Source organism: Pseudocitrobacter faecalis, assembly GCF_965231525.1.
In the GTDB taxonomy this organism is placed as follows: domain Bacteria; phylum Pseudomonadota; class Gammaproteobacteria; order Enterobacterales; family Enterobacteriaceae; genus Pseudocitrobacter; species Pseudocitrobacter faecalis.
This window is the reverse complement of record NZ_CBDDNJ010000002.1, coordinates 3,362,592-3,389,400: the sequence shown is the minus strand read 5'-3', so window position 1 is coordinate 3,389,400 and position 26,809 is coordinate 3,362,592. Positions and strand designations below refer to the sequence as shown.

The following is a 26,809-nucleotide window of genomic DNA, read 5'->3' as shown; positions in this document are numbered from 1 at the left end:
AATATCAAGAACTATTAAGCCTATACCAAAACGTTTCAGCCGATATTTATTTGAGATTTTTCTTTGCGTTACTGATGATATTTCAGCCCCTTATTGAGGGGCTGAAAAAGATTAACGGGTACTTACCGGTGCGGCGTCGATTTTAATTCTTAACAGAGAATAAGGTTTCTGGCGCATATCTTTACCCTGATGGAAACCGGGTTGACGGTGCAACTGGTTTACCGTGAAGTAGAGATAACCATCATGCCCAACAGAGAGCGTATCCGGCCAGAGAATTTGCGGGCCATGGGCGATGGTTTGCCAGGTGCCGTGTTTATCCATTTTACGGATGGCGTTGCGTTCATAATCGCCTGCATAAACCGCCCCGTTGGCGTCACTTTCAAGACCATCTGACGCGCCTTTTTCACCGAGATCCTGAACTGCGGCGGATAATTGTGCCTCAGTAATGCTCGGATCGCGCAGTAATTCTGTTGAAATGGCAAACAGATGTCGCCCTGACAGCGGGCAGTAGTACAGCGTTTTGCCATCCGGGGAAAGGGCGATACCATCCGAGGCGACGCTAAACGGCGCAGTTGTGCCATCCGCATGACGCTGAAGCAGCGTTTCACCCTCGACGATTGGCACAAAACCTTTTTCCGGAGAGGTGGAACGATCGCCCGTCAAGCGACGTACCGCCTTACCGGAATCCAGATCCACGACAATGATGCCACCGATACCGGATAACGAAGAGTCGGTGATATAGGCGACACCTGCTTTCCCGACGCGATAATCAAACCGCACATCATTGATATAAGTTGCGGGCAGGATGACATCCGAATGCAGCACAAGCGTTTTAACGATTTTGTTGCTCTGTAAATCAATCGCGACAAGTTTCGCGCCCCCGTCGACCGGTTTTGAAAAGCCGGGCGCAGCCGTGTCCAGCACCCACAGTTTTCCCTGACCATCAGCGACAACGCTCTGCACACTTAAAAAGCGTTCGCCGGGGCGTGCGTTATCCGCTTTGTTTACGGTGGCATCCGGGTAAGGAACCGCTGTGCCGTTTTTAATTTCAGCGACAGTAAAGGGGACGTCGTCTCCCCAGCGCGGGAAGTTCACAAAGATTCGCCCTGTTTCGGTAACCGTAACGCCTGTTGGCATCGCGCCGCTAAAGGTCGCCACCACTTCGGGGTGGCCGATGGCGCGATCGGCGGGCAATTGCGCCAGAGAGACCGCTGCCGGAACCGATGCGGCAAATGTCGTTAAGGGTGCAGCAACCGAGGCGAAACTGATTGCCAGTGCGATTAGGGTTTTACGCGTTTTAACGTTCATAATTTCCTGCCTGAATAGAATCAATGGTGACATTACGGGCTGAAGAGTAGGGCGTGACGGCAGGCAGAAAAAGCCGTTGAAATGAACAGGACTTACATGCGAAAAGCGAAAATACCCGAATAATGGCCCGGGAAATGAATATTGCCCGGCGATTTATCCCAGACGATGTCAATAAAAGAACGACATTTCGTGACATAAAATCTTTAAAACTAGACAGTTGTCGACTTTTTATCTTAAAGTTTTGTGTTCTCAGCCGGACAAAATTAGTATCCGGTTGCTAAATGGTTAAATAATATTTTGTCTTATGTAAATGACTGACCCGTCTGATAAAGGGCCAGCGTGCATGATGGCGCTTGCAAGCAAGACAACACACCTCTTTTGGGAGAATCTATGCGTTCCTCTGTGAATAACACTGAAAGCCGAACTTTCTTCGGTCATCCTTATCCGCTTGGCTCACTCTTCTTTACGGAGATGTGGGAGCGTTTCTCGTTTTACGGTATTCGTCCGCTGCTGATTCTGTTTATGGCGGCAACCGTTTATGACGGCGGCATGGGGCTGGCGCGTGAAAACGCCTCGGCGATTGTGGGGATTTTTGCCGGTACCATGTACCTGGCGGCATTGCCGGGCGGCTGGCTGGCGGATAACTGGCTTGGCCAGCAAAAAGCCGTCTGGTACGGCTCGATTCTGATTGCGCTGGGCCACCTCTCCATTGCGCTATCGGCGTTTATGGGCGACAACCTGTTCTTTATCGGCCTGATGTTTATCGTGCTGGGTTCCGGTCTGTTCAAAACCTGTATCTCGGTCATGGTCGGTACCCTCTATAAAAAGGGCGATGCGCGCCGTGACGGTGGTTTCTCGCTGTTCTACATGGGCATCAACATGGGCTCGTTTATCGCGCCGCTGATCTCCGGCTGGCTGATTAAATCGCATGGCTGGCACTGGGGCTTTGGTATCGGGGGCATCGGGATGCTGGTGGCGCTGATCATCTTCCGCGTCTTTGCCGTTCCGTCGATGAAACGCTATGACAGCGAAGTCGGCCTGGATTCCACCTGGAATAGCCCGGTAGCGAAGAAAAACGGCGTCGGAGCGTGGCTGCTGGCGCTGGCTGTTGGGGTGGCAATTATCATCACCCTGATTGCGCAGGGCGTGATAGTGATCAATCCGGTCGCGGTCGCCAGCGTGCTGGTGTACATCATTGCGGCATCGGTTGCGCTCTACTTTATCTATCTGTTTGTCTTTGCGGGGCTGAATCGTAAAGAGCGCGCGCGCCTGCTGGTGTGCTTTATCCTGCTGGTTTCTGCCGCGTTCTTCTGGTCTGCCTTTGAGCAGAAACCGACCTCATTCAACCTGTTTGCCAACGACTACACCAACCGCATGATCGGCGATTTTGAAATTCCGGCGGTATGGTTCCAGTCTATCAACGCATTGTTCATCATCCTGCTGGCTCCGGTATTTAGCTGGGCGTGGCCGATGCTGGCGCGCAAAAACATCCGTCCGGGCAGTATCACTAAGTTTGTGATTGGTATTCTGTGTGCGGCAGCGGGCTTTGGCCTGATGATGCTGGCGGCACAGAACGTGCTGAGCAACGGCGGGGCGGGCGTATCGCCGTTCTGGCTGGTGGGCAGTATCCTGATGCTGACCCTGGGTGAGCTGTGTCTGAGCCCGATTGGCCTGGCAACCATGACCCTTCTGGCCCCGGAAAGAATGCGCGGCCAGATGATGGGGCTGTGGTTCTGCGCCAGTGCGCTGGGCAACCTCGCGGCGGGCCTGATTGGTGGTCACGTGAAGGCCGACCAGCTTGATATGCTGCCAGACCTCTTCGCGCGCTGCTCTATCGCGCTGCTGATTTGTGCGGCGGTTCTGATGGTGTTGATTGTGCCGGTACGCCGTATGCTGGCGAATGCCCAGACACCGAATGACCAGAAACCGGTGACTAACGCCTGATAGTCACGCCTTCAAAATCGGCGCGTCAGCGCCGATTTTTACTTCACCGATGTTAGAAAGAAGATAACTGTTCATTTTATTCTTTTTCGCAAGGAATAATATTTTCGCAGTACAGCAGCCGATTATCCTTAGACCAGTAAAAGCGCATATTCTCATTTAAATCAACGATCCACTTAAAGACACCCGCATTCGCTAACTCTACACAATACTGCTCATACGATGTTCTTCCCGCGAAATGTCTTTTCGCCGCCACGCGTGTTAAAAACTTACTCGCATTTGCGTTAATTTTGATAATACCCCGGCTACTCTTTACCGCCACATAATTATCGGATGTGGTGATGACCTTGACGTTCCCCGTAGCGACAAAATAGATGTAATAAGAAACATTATTGCGCTGGAGCTCTGTAAAAAAAGAAAGGAAATCCGACTTGCATCTGACCTGCTCGAAGTGCGATTTGAGCATTACCCTAAATTCCATTTTGCCCCTGCTAAGCACGTGATCTTAAGTGTTATTGAAGTGTTGTTAGTTGTGAAATAATTTACATGCCAACTAATTAGAATTCTCATAGTTAGCGTTTCGTATCTTAAGTACAATTTAAGAACGGCAATAGCATTTCATTTGTTACTGGATATTGCTAACAGTCCAGCGCTGGCTTGGCTCAGCCGGTAAGCGGGTAGTGGCAAGATTGCGCAATGTTTCACTCTGCCTGCGCAAAAAAATATTTTTACTCGGAAGGTGATTTTTCGCAAGTTCGAAAGTGGTGGGCATGCCACTCATTCTTATCGCTAATCAATAATTGGTCGTTAACTTGCCTTAATTGGCAATTATTGTTGTGAGTAAATGTTATGGAAATAGCATTATTAGGTGTGTAAATCCTAAGTGTGTATTTAAATTTCTGAGTGCAAATTGTAGCGATTAATATTCTGAAGGGGGATATTAGCCTGATATAAGATTATTACTTGTATGGGAGGGAAGTTGAGTAACAACCTGAGCGTGTGGCGCAACGTAGGCGTGCAAAAGATTTATAAGGGCTACAGCGACACCCAGGGAATGCTGAGGAAGGCAGAAAGCGGAACTTAACACCGTGCACAATCGGTTCCCTCTCCCTTGAGGGAGAGGGAGAAAGCCGGCGCAGGTTTTGTAGGCCGGGCAAGCGCAGCGCCCCCGGCAATGTCACCGGGCTAAAAACACCTGCGGCGCATCGCATTCAGGATGCGTCTGCACCTGCACTTCCGCGCCGTACCAGCGCGCCAGCGTCTCAGCCTGTATCACCGCGTCAGGCGCTCCCTGCGCAACTACCATGCCCTCATACAGCAGCACAATCTTGTCGGCCCACAGCGCGGCAAGGTTTAAATCATGTAGCACCACGCACACATGGAGTGCTCCTTGCCGGGTCAGTCGTTTCAACAAACGCAGCAGATGCTGTTGATGGTACAGATCCAGCGCCGAGGTGGGCTCATCTAAAAATAACCAGCCACGTGGTGAACCCTCACACCATAGCTGCGCCAGCGCTCGTGCCAGCTGGACGCGCTGCTGCTCACCGCCGGAGAGCGACGCATAACGTCGACCCGCCAGCGGCAGACACTCGGTGAGCTGCATCACCTGCTGAATCACGGCGTTTTCCGGCTGTTGCGTCCATGGCATGCGCCCCATACCAATTACTGCTTCAACCGGCCAGTCGAAGCCCATCTGCGTCTGCTGAAGCATCACCGCGCGCAGGCGAGAAAGCGTGTTGGCCTCCCAGCTCTCCAGCGTTTTACCCGCCAGCCAGCGTTCGCCGCCGGCGGGCGCAAGATAACCGGTCAGTAAGCGCAGCAGCGTCGATTTTCCCGCTCCGTTAGGGCCGATGAGCGTCAACAGTTCACCGCGTTCAAGACTGAGTGACACATCGCGGATAATCAGCCGATTCGCCACGCGGTAATGCAGATTTTTCACGCTCAGTGAATCAGCCATGTTGCCCTCCGCGACGGAAAATCAGCCATAAAAACCATGGCGCGCCGAGAATGCTGGTCAGCAGGCCGACCGGCATTTCCGCCGGGGCGACCAGCGTGCGGGCAAAGGTATCGGCTATCAGCAAGAGTAGCGCGCCCGCGAGAACTGAACCGGGAATAACGGCACGATGATCGGCCCCCAGCCACATGCGGATTAAATGCGGCACCACCAGGCCGATAAAGCCAATCACACCGCTCACCGCTACGGCGGCGGCAACCAGCAAGGCGCTGCAAACCAGCAACAGTCGCTGAACCGAATGCACGTCCACGCCGAGATAGTGTGCCTCTTCTTCGCCGAGCTGGAGCAGATTCAGTGCCGCAGCCAGACGCCAGATAATAAACACGGTGGGCACCATCAGCGAGGCGACGGTCAGCAGCGTTGACCACTGCGCCTGCCCCAGACTGCCCATACCCCAGAGGGAAAGCTGACGTAGCTGGGCGTCATTACTCACCCACGACAAAACGCCTACCGCCGCGCCGCATAGGGCGTTAATGGCAATACCGACTAACAGCAAGCGCGACAGGGAACTGTCGCGCTGGCGGCTAAGCAGGAAGATCACCACCGTCGCCGCCAGCGCGCCGAAAAAGGCTGCTAGCATGGGGGCGTAAAGCATAATCAGCGGCGGCAGCGTCAGAGGTAACACCACCCATAACGCTACCGCGAGCGCCGCGCCGCTGCTGATACCGAGCAGGCCCGGATCGGCCAGCGGATTGCGAAACAACCCCTGCATCACGCAACCGGCCAGCGCCAGCGAGCCGCCGACAACCAGCGCCAGCAATACGCGCGGCAGGCGGATGGTGAACCAGATTTGCCGCAGCGTTTCATCACTGTGATTCCACAGCAGGCTAAGCGGCAGGCGCAACGCGCCAAAACCGCTCGCCGCCAGCGTTCCCACCGCCAGCATCAGCGCCAGCGTAATGAGGGAGAGGGTGATTCGCCGTGACATCAGGGCAGCGACTCCGCTTTGGTACGCAACTGCTGAATTGCCTGTGGCGTACGTACGCTAAACCCGAGCAGCGCCATATCATCTATCGCCAGAACCTGTTTGTGCTTTCCGGCAGGCGTTTGCGCAAGCCCCGGCAGCTTCCACAGATTCGCTTCGCCGCCAATCGCCGCTAACCCGTCGGCGGGGATCACCACCAGATCGGCCTGGCTTGCGATCACGCCTTCCTGTGAAAGCGGCTGATAGCGGGCAAAACCCTGCATCGCATTCTTTAACCCGGCAGCGCGAATGGCCGCATCTGCCGCCGTTTGCTGCCCGGCGGCCATCGCGTTCATGCCGCCGTGGTTGAGAATGAACAGCACTTTTTTGTCGAGCGGCGTGGTGGGCAGTGCGGCAATGGCCTGACGCACGCTGTTGCGCAGCGTTTCGCCTTCCGCTTCACGGTGTGTGGCTTTGGCGATGACCTGCACTTTCTCATCAATCACGCTGAGATCGTTACGGCTCGGCACGCTAATCACCTGCACATTGTTCTGCTCAAGCTGTTTGAGCACCAGTGATGGTTGCGCCTGCTGGCTGGCGAGCACCTGCGTTGGGCGCATCGCCAGAATGCCTTCGGCATTGAGCTGGCGAAGATAGCCGACATCCGGCAGTTTGGCTGCTTCCGGCGGCCACTGGCTGGTGCTGTCACGCGCGACGAGCGAAGACTGCGCCCCGAGCGCGTAAACAATCTCGGTCACGTCGCCGCCCAGGGCGACCGTCTTCTCCTGCACAGCCGCCAGTGCCGCTACGGGCAAGGCGACCAGCAGGGCGAGCCATTTTTTCATGCTGCCAGCCCTTCCGCCGTGAGTGCATCAATCTGTTTGCGCCACTGTGCCTGTTCCGGCTGGCCTTCAGTGCGCTGACCGTAAAGCTGGGCGATTTGCGTGCCGTCGTGGGCGAAAATTTCCAGGCTGGTCACGTGACCGTCAGCGGTCGGTTTGCGGGTGACCCAGCTTTCGGCAATATGATCTTCCAGCAGATGCAGCGTGAATGCCGGGTTGAAAATATTCAGCCAGCCTTTCATTGGCACCACTTTTTCCACCACGCCGGTGAAGATCTGCACGCAGCCACGGTTGCCGACGAAGACCATGATTTCATTAGCGTCCTGACGCGCGTTATCCAGAATTTGCGCCAGTGCGCTGTTGGGCACTTTACAGGCGAGGTCGTCACCGACCAGCGAAAATGCCTGCTGACGCGTCAGGTTGTGGCGCTTAAGCAACGTGAAGAATTGATGCACATCGGTCATCGCACGCCATTCGCTATCAACGGTTGCGGCGTCGGCGTGGCTTTCGCTGGCGGCATTTTCTGCGGGTTTCAGCACCAGGGTTGCATTATCGCTAATGATAAAGCGCGCCAGTACATCGGCCCACGCGGTCATGTCGGTGCGCTCGGTGGCGTAGACTTTCAGCAGCGCATCGCCCTGATGGTCAAAGAACTGAATGCTCTGGCGTTCGCCGCGCGCGGTCATCTCTTTGATGTGGAAAACGCTGGCCCACTGGTGCAGGAACAGGCGCAGGTCAAGGGCGCGTGGGTTGAGGATCAGCCCCGCATGGCCGCTCAGGTGTTGGTTGATAAATTCGCCAACCTGCTCGTGTACCGCATATTCGTTACGGCAGATGCACTTGGTTTCGCCAACGGCTTCCAGTGCGGCAAGAATGTCGCGCACGTCGCTGGCAAGACGCTCCGCGTCATGGCCCACGCGGGCAAAGGTTAACTCTGCCTCGCTGATATTCATTAATGCTGCGATGTCACGCGCGTACTTACCCGGATTTTGTTCTTTTAGCTCAAGCCAGCGTGTGTAGTGATTCATTGTCTCTTCCTTCCGATGAAGCCCCGGCGACGCGGGGCGATGCCGTTACCACTGATAACTTACGAAAATTTTCCCGTTGCGCCCGTCCTGCGGAATGCCCTGCGGTGACCAGTACTCTTTATCGAAGGCGTTGCCCAGCACCAGCGTGGTGGTGACGCCTTTCAACTGTTGCTGGCCTTCGTAACTGACGTAGAAGTCGTTAACCGCGTAGCCCGGCTGCTTGCTGTAGCTGCTGCTGACGTGGGTGGAGCGATCCGCGAACGTCCCAATCCAGCCGACCGAGAAGCCACTGTGCGCCACCGGAATATTCAGCTTACTGGTGACGGTATCCGGGTTAATGCTGGAGATATACTCCCCGGTGTCGGTGTCTTTCCCGCGCGTGCGGTTGTAGGCCACGTCGAGGCTGAACAGATCCGCGCTATATTTGGTCATCACGTCCCAGCCCCAGATTTTGGCGTTCGGCACGTTATAGGACATGGTCGTTGCCGCGGCGAAATCGACCGCGGTGGAGATGTAATCCTTCGCTTTGGTATCAAAGTAGCTGGCTTTGAATTCGAGGGAATCGTTGGCCAGCATCAGGTCGTCGAAGCGCAAACCAAATCCGTATTCCTGCGTTTCGTTCGTTTCCGGGCGCAGATTCGGGTTCGGTACCCAGTAGTTAGTGTAGAAGCTACCGATGGAGAAGTGCTTCGAGTCGTTGTACATCTCGCCCATCGTTGGCGCGCGGAAGGCCTGCGCGTAGGAGCCGAACAGCATCAGCCAGTCGGTCGGGTTGACGGTCATGCCTGCGCGGGAAGACCATTTATCGGCATCCACATCGTCGTAACCGTCGCTGCTACCGCGATAGTTGTCGTAACGCGTGCCGCCAAGCAGGGTTATGGGCAAGTCGCGAAGGGTGATTTCGTCCTGAATCCAGCCAGAGCTGAAATCGATTTTCGCTTCCGGGAAACCAGTGGTGACGCCGCCGGGTTCCTGCTCCTGGCGATAGTATTCACCGCCGTAGGTCAGCAGGTGAGAGGCGAAGGCATCGCTAAACAGACGGCTACGGTTTTCCACTTTTCCGCCTTTGGTGGTCTGCTTGCGGAATTCGCCGGTGTTATCGATGTTTTGCGCGTTGATACGTGCTTCTGACCAGTAGATTCTGGCGTCGGCGTTCAGCCAGTCATTGCCCTGCGGCGCGAGTTTATAGGTGAGTTGTGCATCGCGTTGAATGGTTGAGCGATCAACCATCGGGTTGCTGCTGGTGGAGGCTTCGATGGTCTGCGGGTTTTTTGGTTCTTGTGCTTTGTTGTTGTAGTAGCGGAATGCGCCGCCCAACGTCTGAGCATCGTCAATTTTCCAGCTTCCTTTCGCCAGCATGTTATTGATCGACTCATCGTTTGGCGCCGTTGAACCATCGCCCTGACGCAGATCGCCACGATCGCGGCTCGACCAGGAGACGATGCCATCAAGCGTATCCGTGCGGCCAAAGGCGCTTGCGCCCATGCCGATGCTGTGATCGCCCGTCGCCCCGGTGCCAAAGACGCGGTATCCGCTGCTCTGGCCATCACGCAGCAGATCTTTCGCATCTACCGTGTCGTAGGAGATCACTCCGCCCAGCGCGCCGCTGCCGTACAGCAGCGCTGACGGGCCGCGTACGACTTCAATACGCTTGATTAACGCCGGGTCAAGAAAGGTGCTATTGAGGTGACCCGTATCGGTGCCCTGGCGCACGCCATCCACCAGAATCAGCACGCCGCGGCGATCGTAGCCGCGCATATTGACGTCCTGACCGTTGGTACGGCCTGTGCCGTCGAGCGTAATGCCCGGCACGGTGCGCAGCAGGTCAGCGGCGGAACTGGCGGTTTGATTTTCAGGTTCAGCGGTATCGATGACGCTAACCATCATCGGCGCTTCAAATGCGCTGCGGGCGTTACCGGTGGCGGTCACGGTCATGGTCATGGTATCTGCGGCAAAGGCGGTGACGGGCAGAATACCGGCGATGGTCAGGGCCAACAGCGTCGGGCGCTGCGGGGCAGATTGCAGGCGTAGCATAACAACTCTCCATGAGGAAAATGAAAAATTGCTGGCTGCCTGGGAGTCACCTGGGTGGCTGGCGAAAGGGATGATTTATTTAGTCAGGATCAATTTGCCGGATTGTGTCTGGCGAAGCTGATAGTGTTGGCCATTGTGCTCTATCAATACCGACCCCTCGTCGCCGAGCAACGCTTTACTGTTAATAAGGCGTTTCCCGTGCGAAGGATAGGGCGAAGCGCTGGGCTTTGTCCGACCTTCTGCTGTGTTATTCATACCAGGCTCGCTCCGTTATGAAAATGATAACTAAGTCGATAACGAGAAGCATTATCAATATGTATTGATTTGTATCAAGCTTTTTTTTACGGAAAAGAGATATTGGGAGGGGAAATGTGCGCGCTGATGCCCTCACCCCGGCCCTCTCCCACAGGGAGAGGGAGAAAGCCAGTGCAGAACTCAACACCGTGCACAATCAGTCCCCTCTCCCTTGAGGGAGAGGGTTAGGGTGAGGGGGGAATGTGCGCGCTGATGCCCTCACCCCGGCCCTCTCCCACAGGGAGAGGGAGAAAACCAGTGCAGGACTCAACATCGTGCACAATCAGTCCCCTCTCCCTTGAGGGAGAGGGTTAGGGTGAGGGGGAAATGTGCGCACCGATGACCTCACCCCGGCCCTCTCCCACAGGGAGAGGGAGAAAACCGGCGCAGGACTTAACATCGTGCACAATCAGTCCCCTCTCCCTTGAGGGAGAGGGTTAGGGGGGAATGTGCGCGCTGATGCCCTCACCCCGGCTCTCTCCCACAGGGAGAGGGAGAAAACTGGCGCAGAACTCAACAGCGTGCACAATCAGTCCCCTCTCCCTTGAGGGAGAGGGTTAGGGTGAGGGGGGAATGTGCGCGCTGATGCCCTCACCCCGGCCCTCTCCCACAGGGAGAGGGAGAAAACCAGCGCAGAACTCAACACCGTGCACAATCGATCCCCTCTCCCTTGAGGGAGAGGGTTAGGGTGAGGGGGAACAGGCCGCACTCCCCCTACCAACTCACATCGCATCAAACAAATAACTCACCGACAGCCCCACGCCGTAATTGCGTCCCGGTGCCGGTTCGTAATAACGCCCGTTGCTTTCGTTGACGATAACCGAGCCCACATACTCCTTATCAAACAGGTTATCGACGCGGGTATAAACATCCACCACCCAGTTATCCGCCACGAACTTATAGCCGCTGTTCAGTGCCGTGACCGTGTACGCGGGAGCCTGCTCAGTATTCGCATCATTAGTCTGAATATCGCTCATGTAGCGCATTTCCGCGCCTGCATACCAGCCTTCTTCCGGTACCCAGCCCAGTGAGGCGTAAGCGCTGTTGCGGGCAATGCCTGGAATGCTGTTCCCACTTTGGATCGTACTGCTGGCGTCTTCGCGATAGGTTGCATCCAGCCACGTCCAGGCGAGTTTGGCGCGCCATGCGGTGGCAAACTGCTGATCCCACGCCAGCTCTACGCCGCGACGGCGTGTTTTTCCGGCATTTTGATAGGAGGTACGCCCGTTATCGCTGGCGGCAACCACAATCTCATCCTTTGTATCGGTGTTAAAGACGGAAAGGCTGGCAAGGCCGGTGCCAACCTGCCACTTGCTGCCTGCTTCAACGGTAGTATTCGTCGCTGGCTGTAAGCCAAAGTTCAGCCCGGACTGCCCATCAGGGCGGTACGACAGTTCATTAATCGTCGGCGTTTCGAAACCACGCCCGGCGGAGAGATAAACGTTCCAGCCCGGCGTCACGGCGTATTTCAGTGCGGCCGCCGGGAGCCATTTGTGGTAGCTCGCTTCGCCGCTGTCGTCGCCATTTTTACCCACCACATAATGATCGTTGGAATCAAACCATACTGAGCTGTAACGTACTCCCGCATCGAGACTCAGGGCAGAGGTGAGCTGCCAGTTGGTCTGAATGTACGGGTCGAGGTTCCACATCAGGTTACGTTCATTGCGACGCATATCGCCCTTCGTCCCCAGATCGTAATGGCCGTTCTGATAGACAAAGTTTTCATACCCTTTGCGCTGTTCGGTCATCGTCTCGTAGTCGAGGCCCGTGGTGATGGAATACGGCAGGAAGCCGCTCTCTTCGTGGTGCGTCCAGCGGGTATCAATGCCCTGGTAGCGGCGCGTTAGATCAATCACGCCACCCGGATGCGTTTCGCTGCGCTGCTGCACAAAGTACGGAATAGACTGGTACTGCACGGTTTCACGGATACCGGCCCAGGTCATCACGCTCAAATCATCGTGTTCACCTAATCCTTGCTGATAACGCAATCCAGCCTGCGTCTGTTTGACGGTCTTGCGCGTGCGGTACTGTTCGCCGCGCGGCGCTTGCGCCGGGTTATCTTTCCACTCTTTACGGGTTAAACCGCCCGGATCGTCGGCGGTGATATCTACGCTGTTGAGCTGTAATGTCAGGCTGCCGGTGTCATTAACCTTCACGCCCAGTTTGGCATTGAGCAGGTTTTTGTGTGCGGCACTGTTATCGCGAAAACCGTGCGTAGAGAACCGGCTGCTGGAAACGGTGTAATTCACGTCGCCTTTCTGCGTGCCATCACCCACCGCCCCCGTGGCTTTTAACCCGGTGCGCCAGGTGCCGAAACTGCCGTAATAGTTGCTGCTTTCGATTGTCGTTGGCTGCCTTCCGGTTTCCGTTTCCACGTTCACTACGCCGCCGGAGGCGTTGCCATAGAGTGCGGAGAACGGCCCGCGCAGCACGTCGATACGCTCAATTGAACCAATATCGATATTGGAGAGTTGCCCCTGACCGTCCGGCATGGTCGCCGGAATACCGTCCACGTAAAGCCGGAGTCCGCGAATACCAAAGGTCGAGCGCGCGCCGAAACCGCGAATCGACATCTGTAAATCCTGGGCGAAGTTCTGTCGGTTCTGAATTTGCAGGCCCGGCACATCGGCCAACCCTTCAGAGAGGTTGATGCGCGGCGCGGCGTGACGAATATCCTCGCCGTAATTCACCGAGACCGCGGCTGGCGTGTCTAATGCGGAAAGCCCGGAACTGGCCGCCGCGCTCACAATCATGGTTTGTTCACCGTCAGCCGCAGCGGCGACGGATGAGGCATCCTGCGCGTAAACGCATGAAACCGGTGCCAGCGCAAACGAGGCCGCCAGACCGGAGAGGGGCAGAGTTAATTTCATCTGTGTGTTTTTTATAGGAAAGGGAAAGAATTCAGGCGGGCCAATGGGCCCGCCTGCAAGCGCATTATTTACCGGTGTATTCGAAGACGATAATCGAACCCGGGTTGCTCAGGTTGTGCGTCGGATGGTTAGACTCATCCATCACGTTACCGAAGTTATCGGTGGCAACGAAAATTTTACGCGTATCCGGGCTGACCACCACCATGCGGTAGCGGTTGGCGGTGTGGAAGTATTTCGCCACGTCGCCCTGCACGTTTTTCTTATCGGCGTTCAGCAGAACGCGATAAAGCGCGCCGTTTTTCATCGAGCTGATGATGATGGAGTTACGCCAGCTTTTGATCACGCCATCTGCGGGGTAGTACGCTACGCTTGACGGTGCAATAGTCGGCCAACAAATGTACGCAGAATCCGCGCTGCAGCTGGCGTCGTTATAGGTGTAGCCCTCTTTGACGGTGAAGAAGGTTTTGATTGGCGCTTTAAAGTCAGCGGCTTTCCATTCACTCTCTTTTTGCACCGGTACGCCAGCCGGAATATGGTTCGGATCCCATTTCAGCGACGGGCAGTTTTCAGCTTTCGAGTAGTTTGCGTAAACGTAGGCCTGATCGTCCTGGAAGCCCGCTACGTGCGGCCAACCGTAGTTTCCACCCGCTTCCAGAATGTTGAGTTCATCGTCAGAAGATGGGCCCTGTTCAGAGGCGTAAAGGGTATCGCCAACAAAGACCAGCCCTTGCGGGTTACGGTGACCGTAAGTGAACAGGTGGCTTTTAATGCCGTGAATAGTCGGGTTATCTTCCGGAATAGAACCATCGGTATTCAAACGCAGCACTTTACCGGCATAAGCGGCGTAATTTTTATTTTTCAGCTCATCTTCAGTTGGAATTCGCTGAGCATCGATAGGTTTGCAGAAATTCGCGCCCTGGTTATGCCCTTGCTCACCGATAGTATAATAAAGTTTACCATCCGGCCCAAAGCGCAAACGCCCACCGTTGTGGTCATTCCCCGCCGGAAAACCTGCCAGGATCTCTTTTTCGTTACCCAGTTTTTGAGTTTTTTCGTCATATTCCAGACGAACAATTTTGGCGTGTTCTTCATTACCGTTCATATAGGTATAAGCGGTATACACATAATTATCGCCACCCGCTTTCATAAAGTTTGGCGATAAAGCCAGACCTAAGACACCTTCGTGTTGCGGGCCGGTATGGACGCCGCTCAGCGTAATCGCGACTTTTTTCTCGCCGGTTTTTGGGTCGATGCGATCGATAGAAGCGGCTTTACGTTCGGTTACCCATAAATATCCATCCGGGCCCCACACCATATCCCACGGCGCATCCAGGCCGCTGGTCAGGACGTGCGCGGAAAAGGGCTCATTGGCCTGGACTTCCGGGTGCTTTGCCGATGAAGCATGACTTGTGGTTGCGGCATAGCTAACGCTACACAGGGCGAGTGACAACGCCACCGCCTGGCTGATTCGTTTGGTTTTATTATTTAACATTGCTGGCTCCATACCATAGAAATAGCTTCAGATTTATCTGAAGCTATCGGGATGGAATAACTATTGTCTGTGCGTCACAGTTTGTCAAATTGTGACAAGTTATGTGAAAGGTTATGATTGATGTAAATGTAATTACAAAAAAGAATAAGGCGTCAACGTCTCCTCTTTATGGATTAGGAATTTTACAAGTCAACGTGGAATATTTTAATAAGATGATGCGATTGATTGAGGATAACTATTGTCATGGCGTGAAAAAAAATATTAATGACATGATATTTAAATTTTTTGACTGAGTTATAAAAAATTTTTATTCATGTTTTTGAGGTTGAAAGGGAATTCTCTGAAGAAAAGTTGTCGCCTATTTAATAGGTATGATAACTGATGCATTATATTGTTGTTAAGTAGTTTTTGATTATTTGTAAAACCATGCGATAAAGCAAGACGCTTTAGCGCATGGGAATATAGAACAATGAAAACGTACGGAATTAGTGATGGGTCTGACGGGGGAGATAATTGGCGTTGGAGTGGCCGGCAGTCAGGGCTTCAATACTCTGTTCTTGCCACAGCAATCCCTGTAACGCAAACCACGGCATGTTATCAAGCCAGGTCAGATGCTCCTGCGTTTCAATTCCTTCAACGATCACCTGGTAGTGGTTGGCGCTGAAGTAGTGCAGCAGCGAGGCCATCAACTGCTGTCCGTTTTTCTTTTCACACAGGTTCCACAGCAGATTTTTATCCATTTTAATAAAACGGAACGACTGCATCGCCAGTGCGCCAAACCCGGCATAGCCCGCGCCAAAATCATCCAGCCAGAACGAATATTTATCGCCCAGCGCATCGATGGCAGGGTTGCGTTTTACCAGGGTGCTGGAAAACTCGCTCACCTCGAAATGCAGGCAGCCGATCGTTTTTACACAATCGGCAATAAAGTCATCGTTCAGCAAGTGCAGCGTGGCTTCGTCAACATTAATAGTGACCATCACGTCATTTTGTTGAAACCACCACTGATAGCTCTTCACCAGCGCAATTTGCTCCTGCAAAATGCGGGCGCGAAGCTCCTCAGACGCCTCGCTAAAGAACTGCTCTACGGTGATGGCCGTGCTTCCCGGAACCTGCGTGAACCGGGTTAAGCACTCAACGGCAATCATTTTGCCTGCGCGGTCGAACATTGGCTGAAAAACATAGCGCAGTCCGGTTGGCTCGGCGGAGGTCAGCGACATTTTCCGGGAGTGTCCTCGTTTTATTTAAAGGTCACGTCAATATTAGCTGACGCGTTGAATTTGCCTACTTTCGGCGTTGCGCTAAGCCATTTCAGGCTGGCGAGAAAATTACTCTCCACGACGCTCCCGTTCACATAGCCCAGCTCCGTTGGCGTGTTCATGTTAATCCAGGTGTTCGGCGAATCGGCGCGGGAAAGCAAAATCCCGAAACCGCTGTTCTGTTCCGGCAGAATGACCTGGTTATCCTGCGTCGGGTAGGTGGTACTGAAGTTCGCCATCAGGGTCTGTTTTTCACAATCCTGGCCCTGACCGGTCAGGTCGGCGCGAATGCTGAACGGCACTTGTTTCTCAATCTTCCCGACCACGGCATTACGCGCCGGGATCGCGCCAAAGTTTACCGTTTCGCCGTTGTTGGCTGAGACGGTGATTTTCGGGCTACAGGAGATGAACCTGATATTGCCAAGCCCGGAAACATAAGCGCGGAAGTTGCTGTTTGGCTGGTTGTTTAAGCCGCCTTCACCATCGACCTGGAAGGCGGCATATTTGCTCTGATCGTTAATCACACCGTTGGAAGGCGGTGGGTTGCCGGTTGCTTTGATATAAATAGCGTAGGATGCCGTGATGGTCTGCGGAAGCGCAGGGGGCCTGCACCGTCCACCCGCCGTCCGTTGGCATACTGTACCAGGGCCAATGTCGGTACTTTTGATTTTGGTTGGATCAATATCTGTTCCAAGGAAAGTCACACCGACTTCCAGCGAATTGTGGATAGCCGACATCTTAACGTCCGGATCCCACCACAGGTAGGCATCTTCCCCCTGCGGGTGGTTATTCGTATCCGTGCATTTAAAGGTCGAGGTAAAAGTTTGTGAGCGCCACAACACGGTGCCTGCCGTCAGATTGGCGGTAGAAACGTTGATCTGATGATCCAGCGGGATGATCTGCTCTACGCTACCGTCGCTGGCGCGCTTACAGGTCAGCGCATAGCTGCTGGTGGAGAATAGCGTGCCGGACAAAATCAGCAGAAGCAGCCCGGTGCGCGGCAGTGGATTAAAAATCCGCATGGTAAATATCCTTTAGTTCCGGTTACAGGTGATAGACACAACCTGGTAACCACCGGGTTGATCGCGATCGACAGGAGGCAGTTCAGGTATCGGCAGGGTGCAGGACGCGCTGTCGTCATCGCCCCATTTCACCCGCAGACGCTCGCCGCTTTCGATGCCCGCCACATAGGCTTCGCCGCGCGTGCCGACCACGCCGACGTTAACGCCCTGCTGGTTAAAGATATTGGCGCCAATCATTGGCGCAGAACCGTCCGCCAGTTTGGCGTGGATCAACAGGCTGTGGCCAAGATGCGTTTCAAACTCGACGCGGCCAATAGCACGCTGTGTCGGGACGATATCTTTTGCCGCCAGCGGGATTTCCATTCCGTTACCAATATCTGAAGTACGCAGTGCGACGCGGTTGTGGCGATACGGCATTGCAGAGGTCAACACCGCATAGCCAAACCGGTCGATTGCCACCCCTGGCTGGTTTTCCAGACGCACGCCTTGCGCGCTCGGCGCTTTCACCAGCACAAAGGTGTTTTGCAGTGGCTGCGACAGCGTTACGCCGCCAGAGTGTGCCACTATGCCACCAGAGACGTTGAGGGACGTCTGTTGATAGTTGTTGTTGTAGTTGTAGCCCAGCGCCACGTTACCCATGCTGCCCATATAACCCAGGTTTGCTACGCTGGTGTCACCGCCATACTGGGAATGACCACTCTGGACGAAGTAGTTCATGCGGTGGTCATCCAGCAGCGTGCCGCTCAGGCCCGCACTGTAGCCATCGCCGCTCTGTTTACTGTGCGAGGCGTTAAAGGACGCGACGGTTTGGTTATCCGGGCTAAAAATGTTGAACGGAATTGATACGCTGACGTTGACGCTGTTGTCGCTGTAGCCATAGTTACTGCGGCTGCTTTGATAGAACAGGCTGTAGTTCACTGAATGGAAGCTGGTGTTGATCCCGGTCTGGATGGTGCGGTCATACGATGAGGTGTTCCAGTAGTTCTGGCGGGTAAAGGTGGCATACAACGACGCCCCGGCCACGTGCTGGTTGACGGTCAGTTCGACACGCTGGCGTTTGTTGTTATAACGCATTGATTCGTAATAACGACGGCGCTGGCTCTGGGTTGCCCATGACGGCGCGCCGCTGTTATCGCCTTCCTGATCGTAATACTCCGTCTGGTAGAAACCGTTTTTCCAGTTGGAGCGTTCGGTCACCGCATCTGAGAAATCATAGAAGCCGGAAGTGGAGTAACGATAACCCGCAATTTGTAGTTCGGTGCCCAGCGCGTTTAGCGATTTCGAATACAGGAAACGGACGCTGGCGCCGCGTTTACTGTCGCCGGAAGCCAGATCGGTGTCGGACCAGGACGCATCGACGGACGCCGCGCCGTAGTCGCCCATATTCTTACCGATACCCAGCACGCCGGAGCGGTAGTTTTCAGCCACGATTATCCCGCCGTACGGGGTGATGTCCCAGCCCGCGCCGTGAGAAACCGTACCCTGAATAAAGTTTGGTTCGTAATCGGTGGTGCCATCGTGATATTTCCCGGCGGTCACCTGATATTCCCAAATCCCTTCACGCAGCATATTCGGCACGGAGGAGTAGGGAAGCGTGAAGTTATGGCGCGTACCATCGGCTTCAATCACCGTGACGTCCAGGTCACCGCTCAGGGTACTGGGGTGAATATCATTCAGGGCAAACGGCCCTGGCGGTACGACGGTGCTGTAAACCGTATAGCCGTTCTGGCGCACTTCCACGCGGGCGTTACTGTTAGCGACGCCGCGCACCACCGGCGCGTAGCCGCGGCGACTGTCCGGCAGCATTTCCGGCACGCTGGAAAGTTGTGCGCCACGGAACTGGAAGCTATCGAAAACGTTGTTATTGGTGTTGCTCTGACCAATTAAGACGCGGCTGCGCCACGGCACAATGTCCGTTTCCGCCCAACTGGACACCGAGTTCCACTGCGCGTTTCGTCCGCTCTCTTTCGAGACGGTTGCGTTGTTGCGAAAGCGCCAGGCACCAATATTGATACCGTTATTCAGCGTCAGGAAGGAGTAGTCGCTATCGTGCTTTGCCCCGTTGCTGGTGTAACGGGAATGGCTACCGCTGTAGGCATAGTTAGAGTATGCGGCGTTGATCCCGTCGTCATACACTTGTGGTGAAATCATTCCCTGCGGGCGCGGTTCAAGCTCGGTTTGTGGAACGGAAATATCCAGCTCCTGCAATGCCGCATTCCAGCTAACGCTGCTGCCGGGGATCCCTTTGACCAGATCGTAACACGCGCTGCTTCCTGCCGTTTCTGGCACCAGAACGCCATATTGACGGAAGCTCTCTGCATCTAAACAAAAATAGCCTGGGGTATTGGGGCCATCTTTTTTAAATTCAACGTCGCGGTGATCGACGCGAACTTTATTCAGATAAATATCAAAGGGATAGTGACCCGGCAGGATATCATCGCTGTTGGATAAGCTTTGCACAAGCGAGGCATTGTCAGCCCCGTGGATAAAAGAGGTATTGAACTGTTCTTCCGCGTTAACAAACGGCGTCGCCAACAATGGCATTGTTGATACGTAAACGGCGCAACGAATTCGTTGCGCCAGACGTCCCGGTGTAGTCCTTATCTTATGGCTGGCCATTGTACTTATCCCTTATTCCAGGCGGATGTCTTTAATTTCCGTGTGTCCGCCAAAATCATTAATAAAGGTGAAAGAGAGCTGATCGGCGATAGATGCGCCGGCCGGTAAGTTGATGCGCAGTGAATCCATCGGATTAACCATATCGGCATTCACTTTCCAGGTTTTGCTGGTGCCATTTTTCAGGGTCAACGTACCAAAAGTGATGTGCAGCGGGCCGTTATTGGTGACCACCAGCTGATTACCTTGTTTACGCCAGCTCAATGCTTCCACTTCTTTTTGCAGGGTGGTTTTCAGCGTGGTTGGACGATAAAAAAGTTTCACGCGAGTGCGTATGGCAATTTGCAGAACGTTCTCTTGTTTTGATGCAGGGGGAATTTCCTGAACGTTAATCCAGTAGACGGTTTCTCGATCGGTCGGTAAGCCTGCGCCAGAGTAGATGAAACGCAAAATAGCGTCTTTATTGCCCGCCAGTTTTAAAATCGGTGGAATTGCCTGCATCGGTAAATTCTTAGGCGTAGCGGATGAATCTCCGGTATCCAGCCAGGTCTGAACCATCCATGTTTCATCCGTATCGTTATGAATGGACAGCGCGGCGGATTTTTCATTGCCGTTATAAATCACACGCGTTTGATCGACCTGGATACCCGCAGATGCCTCTAATGACGCCAGCAGTAATAAGGCTGCTACTATTTTTTTCATTTACCTGTTCCAGTTATATTTTATTAGCCATCCGTGGCTAACATCCGTTATCCGTAATTATTTGTATTCGATGGTGAAGGTCGCGCTGGCGTTTGCAGTACCGGCAGTCACTTTGTCCAGGAATGATTTGTAACGTGCTTTCAGGTTAAAGGTCGCGGTACCGCTGGCATCGCCAGTGGTGGCAACATTTACCCATGGGGAGCTGGCATCGGCATCCTGGTTAATCGGGATGATTTTTTCGTCGTTAGTCAGAATTTCAATACCGACGCCGCCTGCCTGGTCAACGGAGAGCAGGTTCGGGTTACCCGCAACTGACGGGCCATCGAAGCGCAGGGAGTAATCGCCCGCTTCGCATTTTTCCAGGTTGATGGTGAAGGCTTTGGAGGCGGTGACATCGCCTTTATTGGCAAATGCACTGGTAGGATATTTACCAATGAAAACGTCTTTATTCTGGTCACCAGAGGTCACAGTACAGGTGGATTCGATAATTTCACCGGTAAAATTGACTTTGCCATTTGTTGCATAAGCATTCATTGCTGATGCGGAAATAATGAGAGCCGCAATCGGCAGCAATTTCTTATTCATTTTAACTCCATGTATTTTTTTTGAAAAACGACATAAGTAGTCAGCACTGAAAGTGAATGCAGTGCAGCCAGGCATGCAACCAGCCAGTGCAGGCAAGTTGAGTGCGATGAAATTTACAGCAACAGTTTGATTACAAGGATTGTTTTAATATTTTAATGGGTTGTTATTGATAGGTAGAAACAGTTGATTAGAGCTCATATTTATGTTTTATCGGAAAAACCCTGGAATATTCGTAAGTTAGGCTAAGTCATTTCCTAAATGAGAATTGATTATATATTGGCATCAATCAATTAAACCGAATACATTGATAGATAAAAGCAATAAGAACAGGTTAGCAATTCTGATAAGATCATCCGCCATATAAATGAAAGACGCGGTTCTCTTTTTTAGCAAAAAGAGGCATATAGCGTTTGCTCCGGCATATGTGTTTTTAAACAATAATTTTACGACTTAACAGCTAATTCACATATTGAATACAGATAAATCTATTCTGTATTGAACTCGCCTGGCATTATTGCAAAAACTCGGCATATTTATGGAACTCAGCCACTTTCAGGTTTGAGTGATATCGGCTTATTCGCAGTTAGCTTATTGGTGAACTCGCATTAACCCTGTCAGGGCGGTTGAGTGCAGTTTCCTCTGGTCAGAGAATTATGGACGAATCATACGTGAAGCAGGGTTTGTTTGAGAGTGTGGCGATTATTCGCGAGGCTCTGAAAAAAGGGTGTCTGGTTGATATTCATAGCAAAAACACCGATGTGCTTTGCAAAATTCAAAAACTGGATGCGTCTGGTTTTTACGTTCCATGGGAGGGCGATGCGCCGGACGTTGAAGAAAATCTCGCGGTCGAAATTTTTGCCGATACCGGGAAATTCGAATTCCATGCTGTGGCTTCAGCGCTCCAATCCCGCGAGGGCGAAAACTGGCTGTATATTCACTATCCCAATGCGATCAATGTGACGCAACGCCGTAAGCATCCCCGTTTAACGTTTAGCGATCGTCGTGTTTACACCGCGCAGGGTAAATTTAACGATGGCCTCTATTACCAGTTTCGCATTAAAGATCTGTCGCCGGGAGGCTGTGCGCTGATTACGCATGATAGCGAACGCGCTCAGGCGCTGGTCAGAACGACGCTACGCAATATTGAGTTAGATTTCGGCAGCCACGGAACGCTTGCCGCAGATCTGTTTGTGTTAAGCAGTGAAAAAATGGCAGCGCCTGATGACGATGGGGCCCCCGCCTGGCATCTCTCTTGTCAGTTTAAACGTATCAGTGAACCGATGCGGCGGAATCTCGACAGCATAGTGATCAAACTGCTGCTGGAAGAGAAGCGCTTGCATCGTCTGTAGCAACATGCCTTTTCAGGTGGTCGGCTTTATACCTAAAAGGTATCCTTCCTTTCTTTATAAGGTATTGGTTTTCAATATAAAAATAACTTATAGATTCTCCCTCTGCTAAAAAGAACCACAGATGGGGAAGAGCAAATGCATAAAGCAGGCGATGAACTGATCAAAAGCGTGATTGATATCCGCTTCTCGGCAGTGCAGTGGCGGGTTGTTGCCATCTGCTTTTTGGTGGCGCTGTTTGACGGTTTTGATACGCAGGCGGTGGCTTTTACCGGGCCCGCGATGATCGAGGCTTTTGGTGTGGAGATTAAAAATCTGGCACCGGTACTGACGGCGGGGATTGTGGGCATGACCGTGGGCGCGATGCTACTGGGCATGCTGGGCGACAGAGTGGGCCGACGCATTACCTTGATGGTCTGCGTGCTGATTTTCTCCGTTGCCACGCTGTTAACCGCATGGAGCACCCATCTTGATTCCATTTTTGTACTGCGCGTCATTGCCGGGTTTGGCATGGGCGGCGCCACGCCGGTGCTACTGTCGCTGGCGGCGGAGTATTCACCGCATCGCCACCGTGGGCTTGTGACCACCGGCGTGCTGCTGGCGCTCCCCGCAGGCGCTATGTCTGGCGGCCTGCTGGCCGCAGAACTGTTACCGCGTTGGGGATGGCAAAGTATTTATCTGGTTGGCGGCGCCGCGCCGTTGCTGTTGCTGGGCGTGATTCTCTTCCTGCTTCCCGATTCGCTGGAATCCCTTTACGCTCGCCGCAGCGCTAAGTCGCTGAAAAAAGCTAACGCGATTCTGAGCCGTATCGCCGGACGAGAAGTGGTTCTGCCGGAGACTTCCGCTCAGGATGCCGCCGTTACCGCCCAACCTGTTTCCCGTCTTAGCCATCTGTTCAGCGGCTCTCTGCGTCTGACCACCGCGGGCATCTGGAGCGTCTACTTCTTCAACTGGGTGGCGTGGTTTATGCTGCTGTCGTGGCTTCCCACGCTGCTCAAGCAGGCTGGCCTCGCGCCCGCCGATGCGCCCTACGCCTCGGTAACGGTCAATGCCGCGTTTATTGCCTTTGCGCTGCCTTTGTCGTGGTTCCTGCCGCGTATCAACACGCTGAAGATCCTCTATCTGATGTTTGCCGTCGGTATCGCCGTTGCGCTGGCATTGAGCGTTGCGATACCTCAACAGCTTTGGCTGAGCGTGTTTCTGCTTATCGCCCTCGCCGGATTTGGCGTCGGTGGACAGCAACTGGCGTTAAATTATCTGGTGGTCGCCACTTATCCCGCGGCTGTCCGCGCCACTGCGATGGGGTGGGCGATTGGCATGGGACGCATGGGGGCGATTGTGGGCTCAGCCATCGGCGGGCTTGTGCTGAGCAGCGCGGGCACGGGCGGCTTCTTCCTGGTGCTGATTGTGCCGCTGGTCATCTCCTTTGCCAGCCTGTTGCTGCTGCGCCGCCGTTACGTGCAGCAGCAGGCGGCGCAGGATGGGATTGCGGTTCACTGACCGCTCGCGGGACGCAGTAGATTTTTGCAACGTTCAACCAGCGGATTGGCCTCATGTTTACGATAGCTCAGGATGATGGGCGAGGTGACATGAGGCTCCTTTACGCAGACATAACGCACGCCCTCATGGTGAATTTGCTTTGCTGATTCAGGTACCAGTGCGACGCCTAAACCTGCGGCAACCAGCGCGAGTGCTGTTTGCATATCATTCGCCTGCTGACGCTGGTCGATACTCAGATGATGTTGCTCAAATATGCGCAGCGTGTGATCCGCGTAGCCCGGACGCGGTTGTGCAGGGTAGAGAATAAACGGCTGCTGACTCAGTTCGGCCAGGCTTATCGGGTCGCCATTTCGCGCGTGGTTGCCCGGTAGCGCGGCCACCAGTGGCTCCTCACGGATCGTTAACTGCTCAATCTCGCTGTCATGCAGATAAATACGGCCAAAGCCAACGTCAATCCGTCCTTTCTTCAGCGCGTCGATTTGCCGCAGCGTGACCATCTCCTGCATCTCAACAGCAATATCATTCTCATCGTGAAGCCGCCGGATAAGCGAGGGCAGCGCTCCATAAAGCATGGAAGGCGCAAACCCGATGCTCAAACGTGCGCGTGAGGCATGGGCAATCTGCCGGGTTTGGTGCGCGATCTCTTCCAGTCGGTTAAAGAGCGGCTCGATTTGCTGATAAAGATAAGTACCGGCTTCGGTCAGCGCCAGCGGGCGGGTACGTGTGATGAGTGTGACGTTCAGTTGTGATTCCAGTTGCTGGATTTGCCGACTCAACGGCGGCTGCGCGATGTGAAGGTTTTCCGCCGCCCGCGAAAAACTCAGCGTGCGGCACACTTCCTGGTAGTAGCGCAAATGGCGCAGTTCCATGCATTCTCCTGCGGTAAAGGGTTTTATGAGTGTTTATCTTTTCTTAATGGTGATGATTCACTGTAGTCCATTTTTTTCAGCGAGAGATCCCTAAGAACAGTTGACCTCACTGAACGCTTTACCCCCCTCTGGACATTCTTTGTGGAATCCTTTAAACGCCTGGTTTTATCTGGGTTGCTCTCTTTTCTTTGCCGTCGAAAATACGTTTTTGCGGTGTCCGATTGCTCACGATAATTACGTATATTGATCGATTTCCCTGAACTATTCTTTAGAGGGGTATTCATCTTGAATTAAGAAGTGTTGCTAATAAAAGAAAAGGGAAACCTAACTATAAATAACGGTGATTGATTAATTTATTTGTTTTTTTAGTGCTACGAAGATGTTTCTACAAGCGAGTGTTTAGAGGGGTGATTTTATCAAAGTGACGTTTTGTGCTTAAGGTGTGCTTTTCTAACGTGTTGAAACAGATCTTTTTTTTACTTTAACCCTTCTTGCGGTAGGGGGGTGTTTGTATGATTTAATGATATGCGATCTTATTAACAAAAATCTTACATTGTTAGTGTGGATATGGTGTTTAGGTTGTGTTAGATTTTTCTTAATGAAAATTCTCAAAAGAAAAATTTTTCAATTTTACTGCTGAGTGATCGGGTGAACTTTGTGGTTGCAAGGTCAGTGAACAGGCTATTGATCAGTATCATTAATGATTTTGATGTATTAATTCGTAGTGAGGTGCTTATTTTGCCTCAGGAATAATAATTGGAACCTGGTCATGAAAAGCAGCGTGAGTGAAAAGGATGGCTCCTCTGAAAATATCAGTCTTATTTCCGATTATTGTTATGGCAATAGTGATGCAGATCCCCCCGGCGATCGCCGCCCCCGCTCCGGCCTGGGCGTCTCGCCCGGATATTGCGCAGGCAGCGGTGGTGGATTTGAAAGAAAGCGTTCTGTTTGCGCTTAATCGCGATCCCTCCGTTAACGAGCAGGCCGCCCAGCTTGGAATAGGAGAGGGCATGGTGGATGAAGCGCGCAGCGCATGGTTTCCGCAGGTTGCGCTGTCTGGCAGTACCGGACATAGCCGGACGACGGATTCCAGCGGTTCGATGAACAATTCCGCCCAGTGGGGAATGAGCATTACCCAGCTGGTATACGACTTTGGTCGTACCAATAGCGCGATCGATAAACAGTCATCACAACGGGATAGCTACCGTTTCCAGTTAATGAGCACCTTCACGAGCGTTGCGGAGGAAACGGCGCTTTCCTACATCGATATTTTGCGTTATCAGGCGTTGATTCGTGTCTCTGAAGAGGGCTGGAAGGCGCTGGATAACGTCCGTCAGTTGTCAGAGTACCGGGCAAACGCGGGGCTCAACTCCCGTTCCGAAGTGTTACAAACCGAAACCCGGATGGCCGGCATGCAGGCGACGCTTGAGCAGTATCGCGCCGGGCTTGAGAGCGCGACGGCTCGATTCGGCGTGCTGACCGGGATCACCGCCAAAACCTATCGCCCTTTGCCTGAGGCTTTAGCCCTTGAGCAAAAACCGCTCTCCGAAATTGAATACTCCCATATTCCGGCGGTGATGGCCGCCGAAGCTAACGAGCAGGCATCACGTTACAACGTCGAAGGCGCAAAATCCGAACACTGGCCGTCGGTCAGTGTTCGCGGAGGGCGCACGCGCTATGAGTCCAGCAACCGTAACTACTGGGATGATCAAATCCAGGTGGTGGTCGATGCGCCGATTTATCAGGGCGGTGCCGTTTCAGCGCGTATCGCTCAGGCGCAGGAAGCGCGCAAAATGGCCTCTTCGCGCGTAGAGCAAGCCAAATTCGACGTGCTGCAAAAAGCCTCCGTTGCCGCCGCCGACTGGCGTGGTGCACAGGGGCGCGAAGCCGCGGGAGCGTTGCAGCATCGCAATGCGATTCGCACCCGTGACGTTTACAGGGATGAGTACAAATTGGGCAAACGCAGCCTCAATGATTTGCTCAGCGTTGAGCAGGATGTGTATCAGGCTGCTTACTCGCAAACCCTTGCTGATTTCGATGGCTGGACTGCGGCGGTGAACTATGCCGCCGCAACAGACAATTTATTGCCGTTAGTAGGAATTCAAAAACACATAACCTCGACACTACCGGAACTGAAATAGCCCGCAAAAAATAAATGCGAGCCAGATTGTGAAAAATGGGAT

Annotated in this window: 20 protein-coding genes; 4 read left to right on the top strand and 16 right to left on the bottom strand. The window is 53.5% G+C overall.

Features of this window, described 5'->3' with window-relative positions:
* Positions 1 to 111 precede the first annotated feature (111 nt).
* Positions 112 to 1,308: an L-dopachrome tautomerase-related protein gene (locus ACOXYR_RS16590; RefSeq protein ID WP_421356132.1), complete on the bottom strand. Its 1,197-nt coding sequence runs from the start codon at positions 1,306 to 1,308 to the stop codon at positions 112 to 114.
* A 390-nt stretch (positions 1,309 to 1,698) separates the two neighbouring features.
* On the opposite strand from ACOXYR_RS16590, the gene ACOXYR_RS16585 reads away from it, so the two are divergent.
* On the top strand, positions 1,699 to 3,252 hold the full coding sequence (locus tag ACOXYR_RS16585; RefSeq protein WP_108474741.1) for a peptide MFS transporter: 1,554 nt from the start codon (positions 1,699 to 1,701) through the stop codon (positions 3,250 to 3,252).
* 76 nt (positions 3,253 to 3,328) lie between these two features.
* Here the strand turns inward: ACOXYR_RS16585 and ACOXYR_RS16580 are convergent, their stop codons facing one another.
* From ACOXYR_RS16580 to ACOXYR_RS16515, 14 genes are all read right to left on the bottom strand, one after another.
* Positions 3,329 to 3,730 carry a DUF1398 family protein gene (locus tag ACOXYR_RS16580; protein WP_108474742.1) on the bottom strand — a complete coding sequence of 134 codons (402 nt, stop codon included), beginning with the start codon at positions 3,728 to 3,730 and terminating at the stop codon, positions 3,329 to 3,331.
* 696 nt (positions 3,731 to 4,426) lie between these two features.
* Positions 4,427 to 5,188: a heme ABC transporter ATP-binding protein gene (locus ACOXYR_RS16575; RefSeq protein WP_421356143.1), complete on the bottom strand. Its 762-nt coding sequence runs from the start codon at positions 5,186 to 5,188 to the stop codon at positions 4,427 to 4,429.
* Between the two features lie 10 nt (positions 5,189 to 5,198).
* Positions 5,199 to 6,191, bottom strand: a complete 993-nt coding sequence (locus tag ACOXYR_RS16570) for a FecCD family ABC transporter permease (RefSeq protein ID WP_421356131.1) — start codon at positions 6,189 to 6,191, stop codon at positions 5,199 to 5,201.
* Positions 6,191 to 7,012, bottom strand: a complete 822-nt coding sequence (locus ACOXYR_RS16565) for a heme/hemin ABC transporter substrate-binding protein (protein WP_421356130.1) — start codon at positions 7,010 to 7,012, stop codon at positions 6,191 to 6,193. The genes ACOXYR_RS16570 and ACOXYR_RS16565 overlap by 1 nt, the downstream gene beginning before the upstream one ends.
* Positions 7,009 to 8,037, bottom strand: a complete 1,029-nt coding sequence (chuS, locus tag ACOXYR_RS16560; RefSeq protein WP_350436432.1) for a hematinate-forming heme oxygenase ChuS — start codon at positions 8,035 to 8,037, stop codon at positions 7,009 to 7,011. The genes ACOXYR_RS16565 and chuS overlap by 4 nt, the downstream gene beginning before the upstream one ends.
* A 45-nt stretch (positions 8,038 to 8,082) precedes the next feature.
* Positions 8,083 to 10,071, bottom strand: a complete 1,989-nt coding sequence (locus ACOXYR_RS16555; protein ID WP_421356129.1) for a TonB-dependent hemoglobin/transferrin/lactoferrin family receptor — start codon at positions 10,069 to 10,071, stop codon at positions 8,083 to 8,085.
* Between the two features lie 75 nt (positions 10,072 to 10,146).
* Positions 10,147 to 10,326, bottom strand: a complete 180-nt coding sequence (hemP, locus tag ACOXYR_RS16550; RefSeq protein ID WP_108474749.1) for a hemin uptake protein HemP — start codon at positions 10,324 to 10,326, stop codon at positions 10,147 to 10,149.
* 761 nt (positions 10,327 to 11,087) lie between these two features.
* Complete coding sequence (gene pqqU, locus ACOXYR_RS16545) at positions 11,088 to 13,235, bottom strand: TonB-dependent receptor PqqU (protein WP_421356128.1); 2,148 nt, start codon at positions 13,233 to 13,235, stop codon at positions 11,088 to 11,090.
* 64 nt (positions 13,236 to 13,299) lie between these two features.
* Positions 13,300 to 14,727 (bottom strand): glucose/sorbosone family PQQ-dependent dehydrogenase, encoded by a 1,428-nt coding sequence (locus tag ACOXYR_RS16540; RefSeq protein WP_421356127.1) that lies wholly within the window; start codon positions 14,725 to 14,727, stop codon positions 13,300 to 13,302.
* A gap of 485 nt (positions 14,728 to 15,212) precedes the next feature.
* Positions 15,213 to 15,947 (bottom strand): EAL domain-containing protein, encoded by a 735-nt coding sequence (locus ACOXYR_RS16535; RefSeq protein ID WP_108474754.1) that lies wholly within the window; start codon positions 15,945 to 15,947, stop codon positions 15,213 to 15,215.
* Positions 15,948 to 15,967: 20 nt separating this feature from the next.
* Positions 15,968 to 17,008 carry a fimbrial protein gene (locus tag ACOXYR_RS16530; protein WP_421356126.1) on the bottom strand — a complete coding sequence of 347 codons (1,041 nt, stop codon included), beginning with the start codon at positions 17,006 to 17,008 and terminating at the stop codon, positions 15,968 to 15,970.
* Between the two features lie 12 nt (positions 17,009 to 17,020).
* Positions 17,021 to 19,627: a fimbria/pilus outer membrane usher protein gene (locus tag ACOXYR_RS16525; RefSeq protein ID WP_421356125.1), complete on the bottom strand. Its 2,607-nt coding sequence runs from the start codon at positions 19,625 to 19,627 to the stop codon at positions 17,021 to 17,023.
* Between the two features lie 12 nt (positions 19,628 to 19,639).
* Positions 19,640 to 20,326, bottom strand: coding sequence for a fimbrial biogenesis chaperone (locus ACOXYR_RS16520; RefSeq protein ID WP_053275383.1), 687 nt, complete (start codon positions 20,324 to 20,326; stop codon positions 19,640 to 19,642).
* Positions 20,327 to 20,383: 57 nt separating this feature from the next.
* The gene (locus ACOXYR_RS16515) at positions 20,384 to 20,911 is read right to left on the bottom strand and encodes a fimbrial protein (protein WP_108474757.1); all 528 of its coding nucleotides are present in this window, start codon (positions 20,909 to 20,911) and stop codon (positions 20,384 to 20,386) included.
* 653 nt (positions 20,912 to 21,564) lie between these two features.
* Between ACOXYR_RS16515 and ACOXYR_RS16510 the strand changes: the two genes are divergently transcribed.
* Positions 21,565 to 22,260 (top strand): flagellar brake protein, encoded by a 696-nt coding sequence (locus ACOXYR_RS16510; RefSeq protein ID WP_108474758.1) that lies wholly within the window; start codon positions 21,565 to 21,567, stop codon positions 22,258 to 22,260.
* Between the two features lie 135 nt (positions 22,261 to 22,395).
* On the top strand, positions 22,396 to 23,757 hold the full coding sequence (locus ACOXYR_RS16505) for an MFS transporter (RefSeq protein ID WP_421356124.1): 1,362 nt from the start codon (positions 22,396 to 22,398) through the stop codon (positions 23,755 to 23,757).
* Here the strand turns inward: ACOXYR_RS16505 and ACOXYR_RS16500 are convergent.
* Positions 23,751 to 24,626 (bottom strand): LysR family transcriptional regulator, encoded by an 876-nt coding sequence (locus tag ACOXYR_RS16500; RefSeq protein ID WP_108474760.1) that lies wholly within the window; start codon positions 24,624 to 24,626, stop codon positions 23,751 to 23,753. The two genes, ACOXYR_RS16505 and ACOXYR_RS16500, sit on opposite strands and share 7 nt — an antisense overlap.
* Positions 24,627 to 25,474: 848 nt before the next feature.
* Here ACOXYR_RS16500 and ACOXYR_RS16495 point away from each other — a divergent pair.
* Positions 25,475 to 26,767: a TolC family outer membrane protein gene (locus ACOXYR_RS16495; protein WP_229837730.1), complete on the top strand. Its 1,293-nt coding sequence runs from the start codon at positions 25,475 to 25,477 to the stop codon at positions 26,765 to 26,767.
* Positions 26,768 to 26,809: the final 42 nt, after the last annotated feature.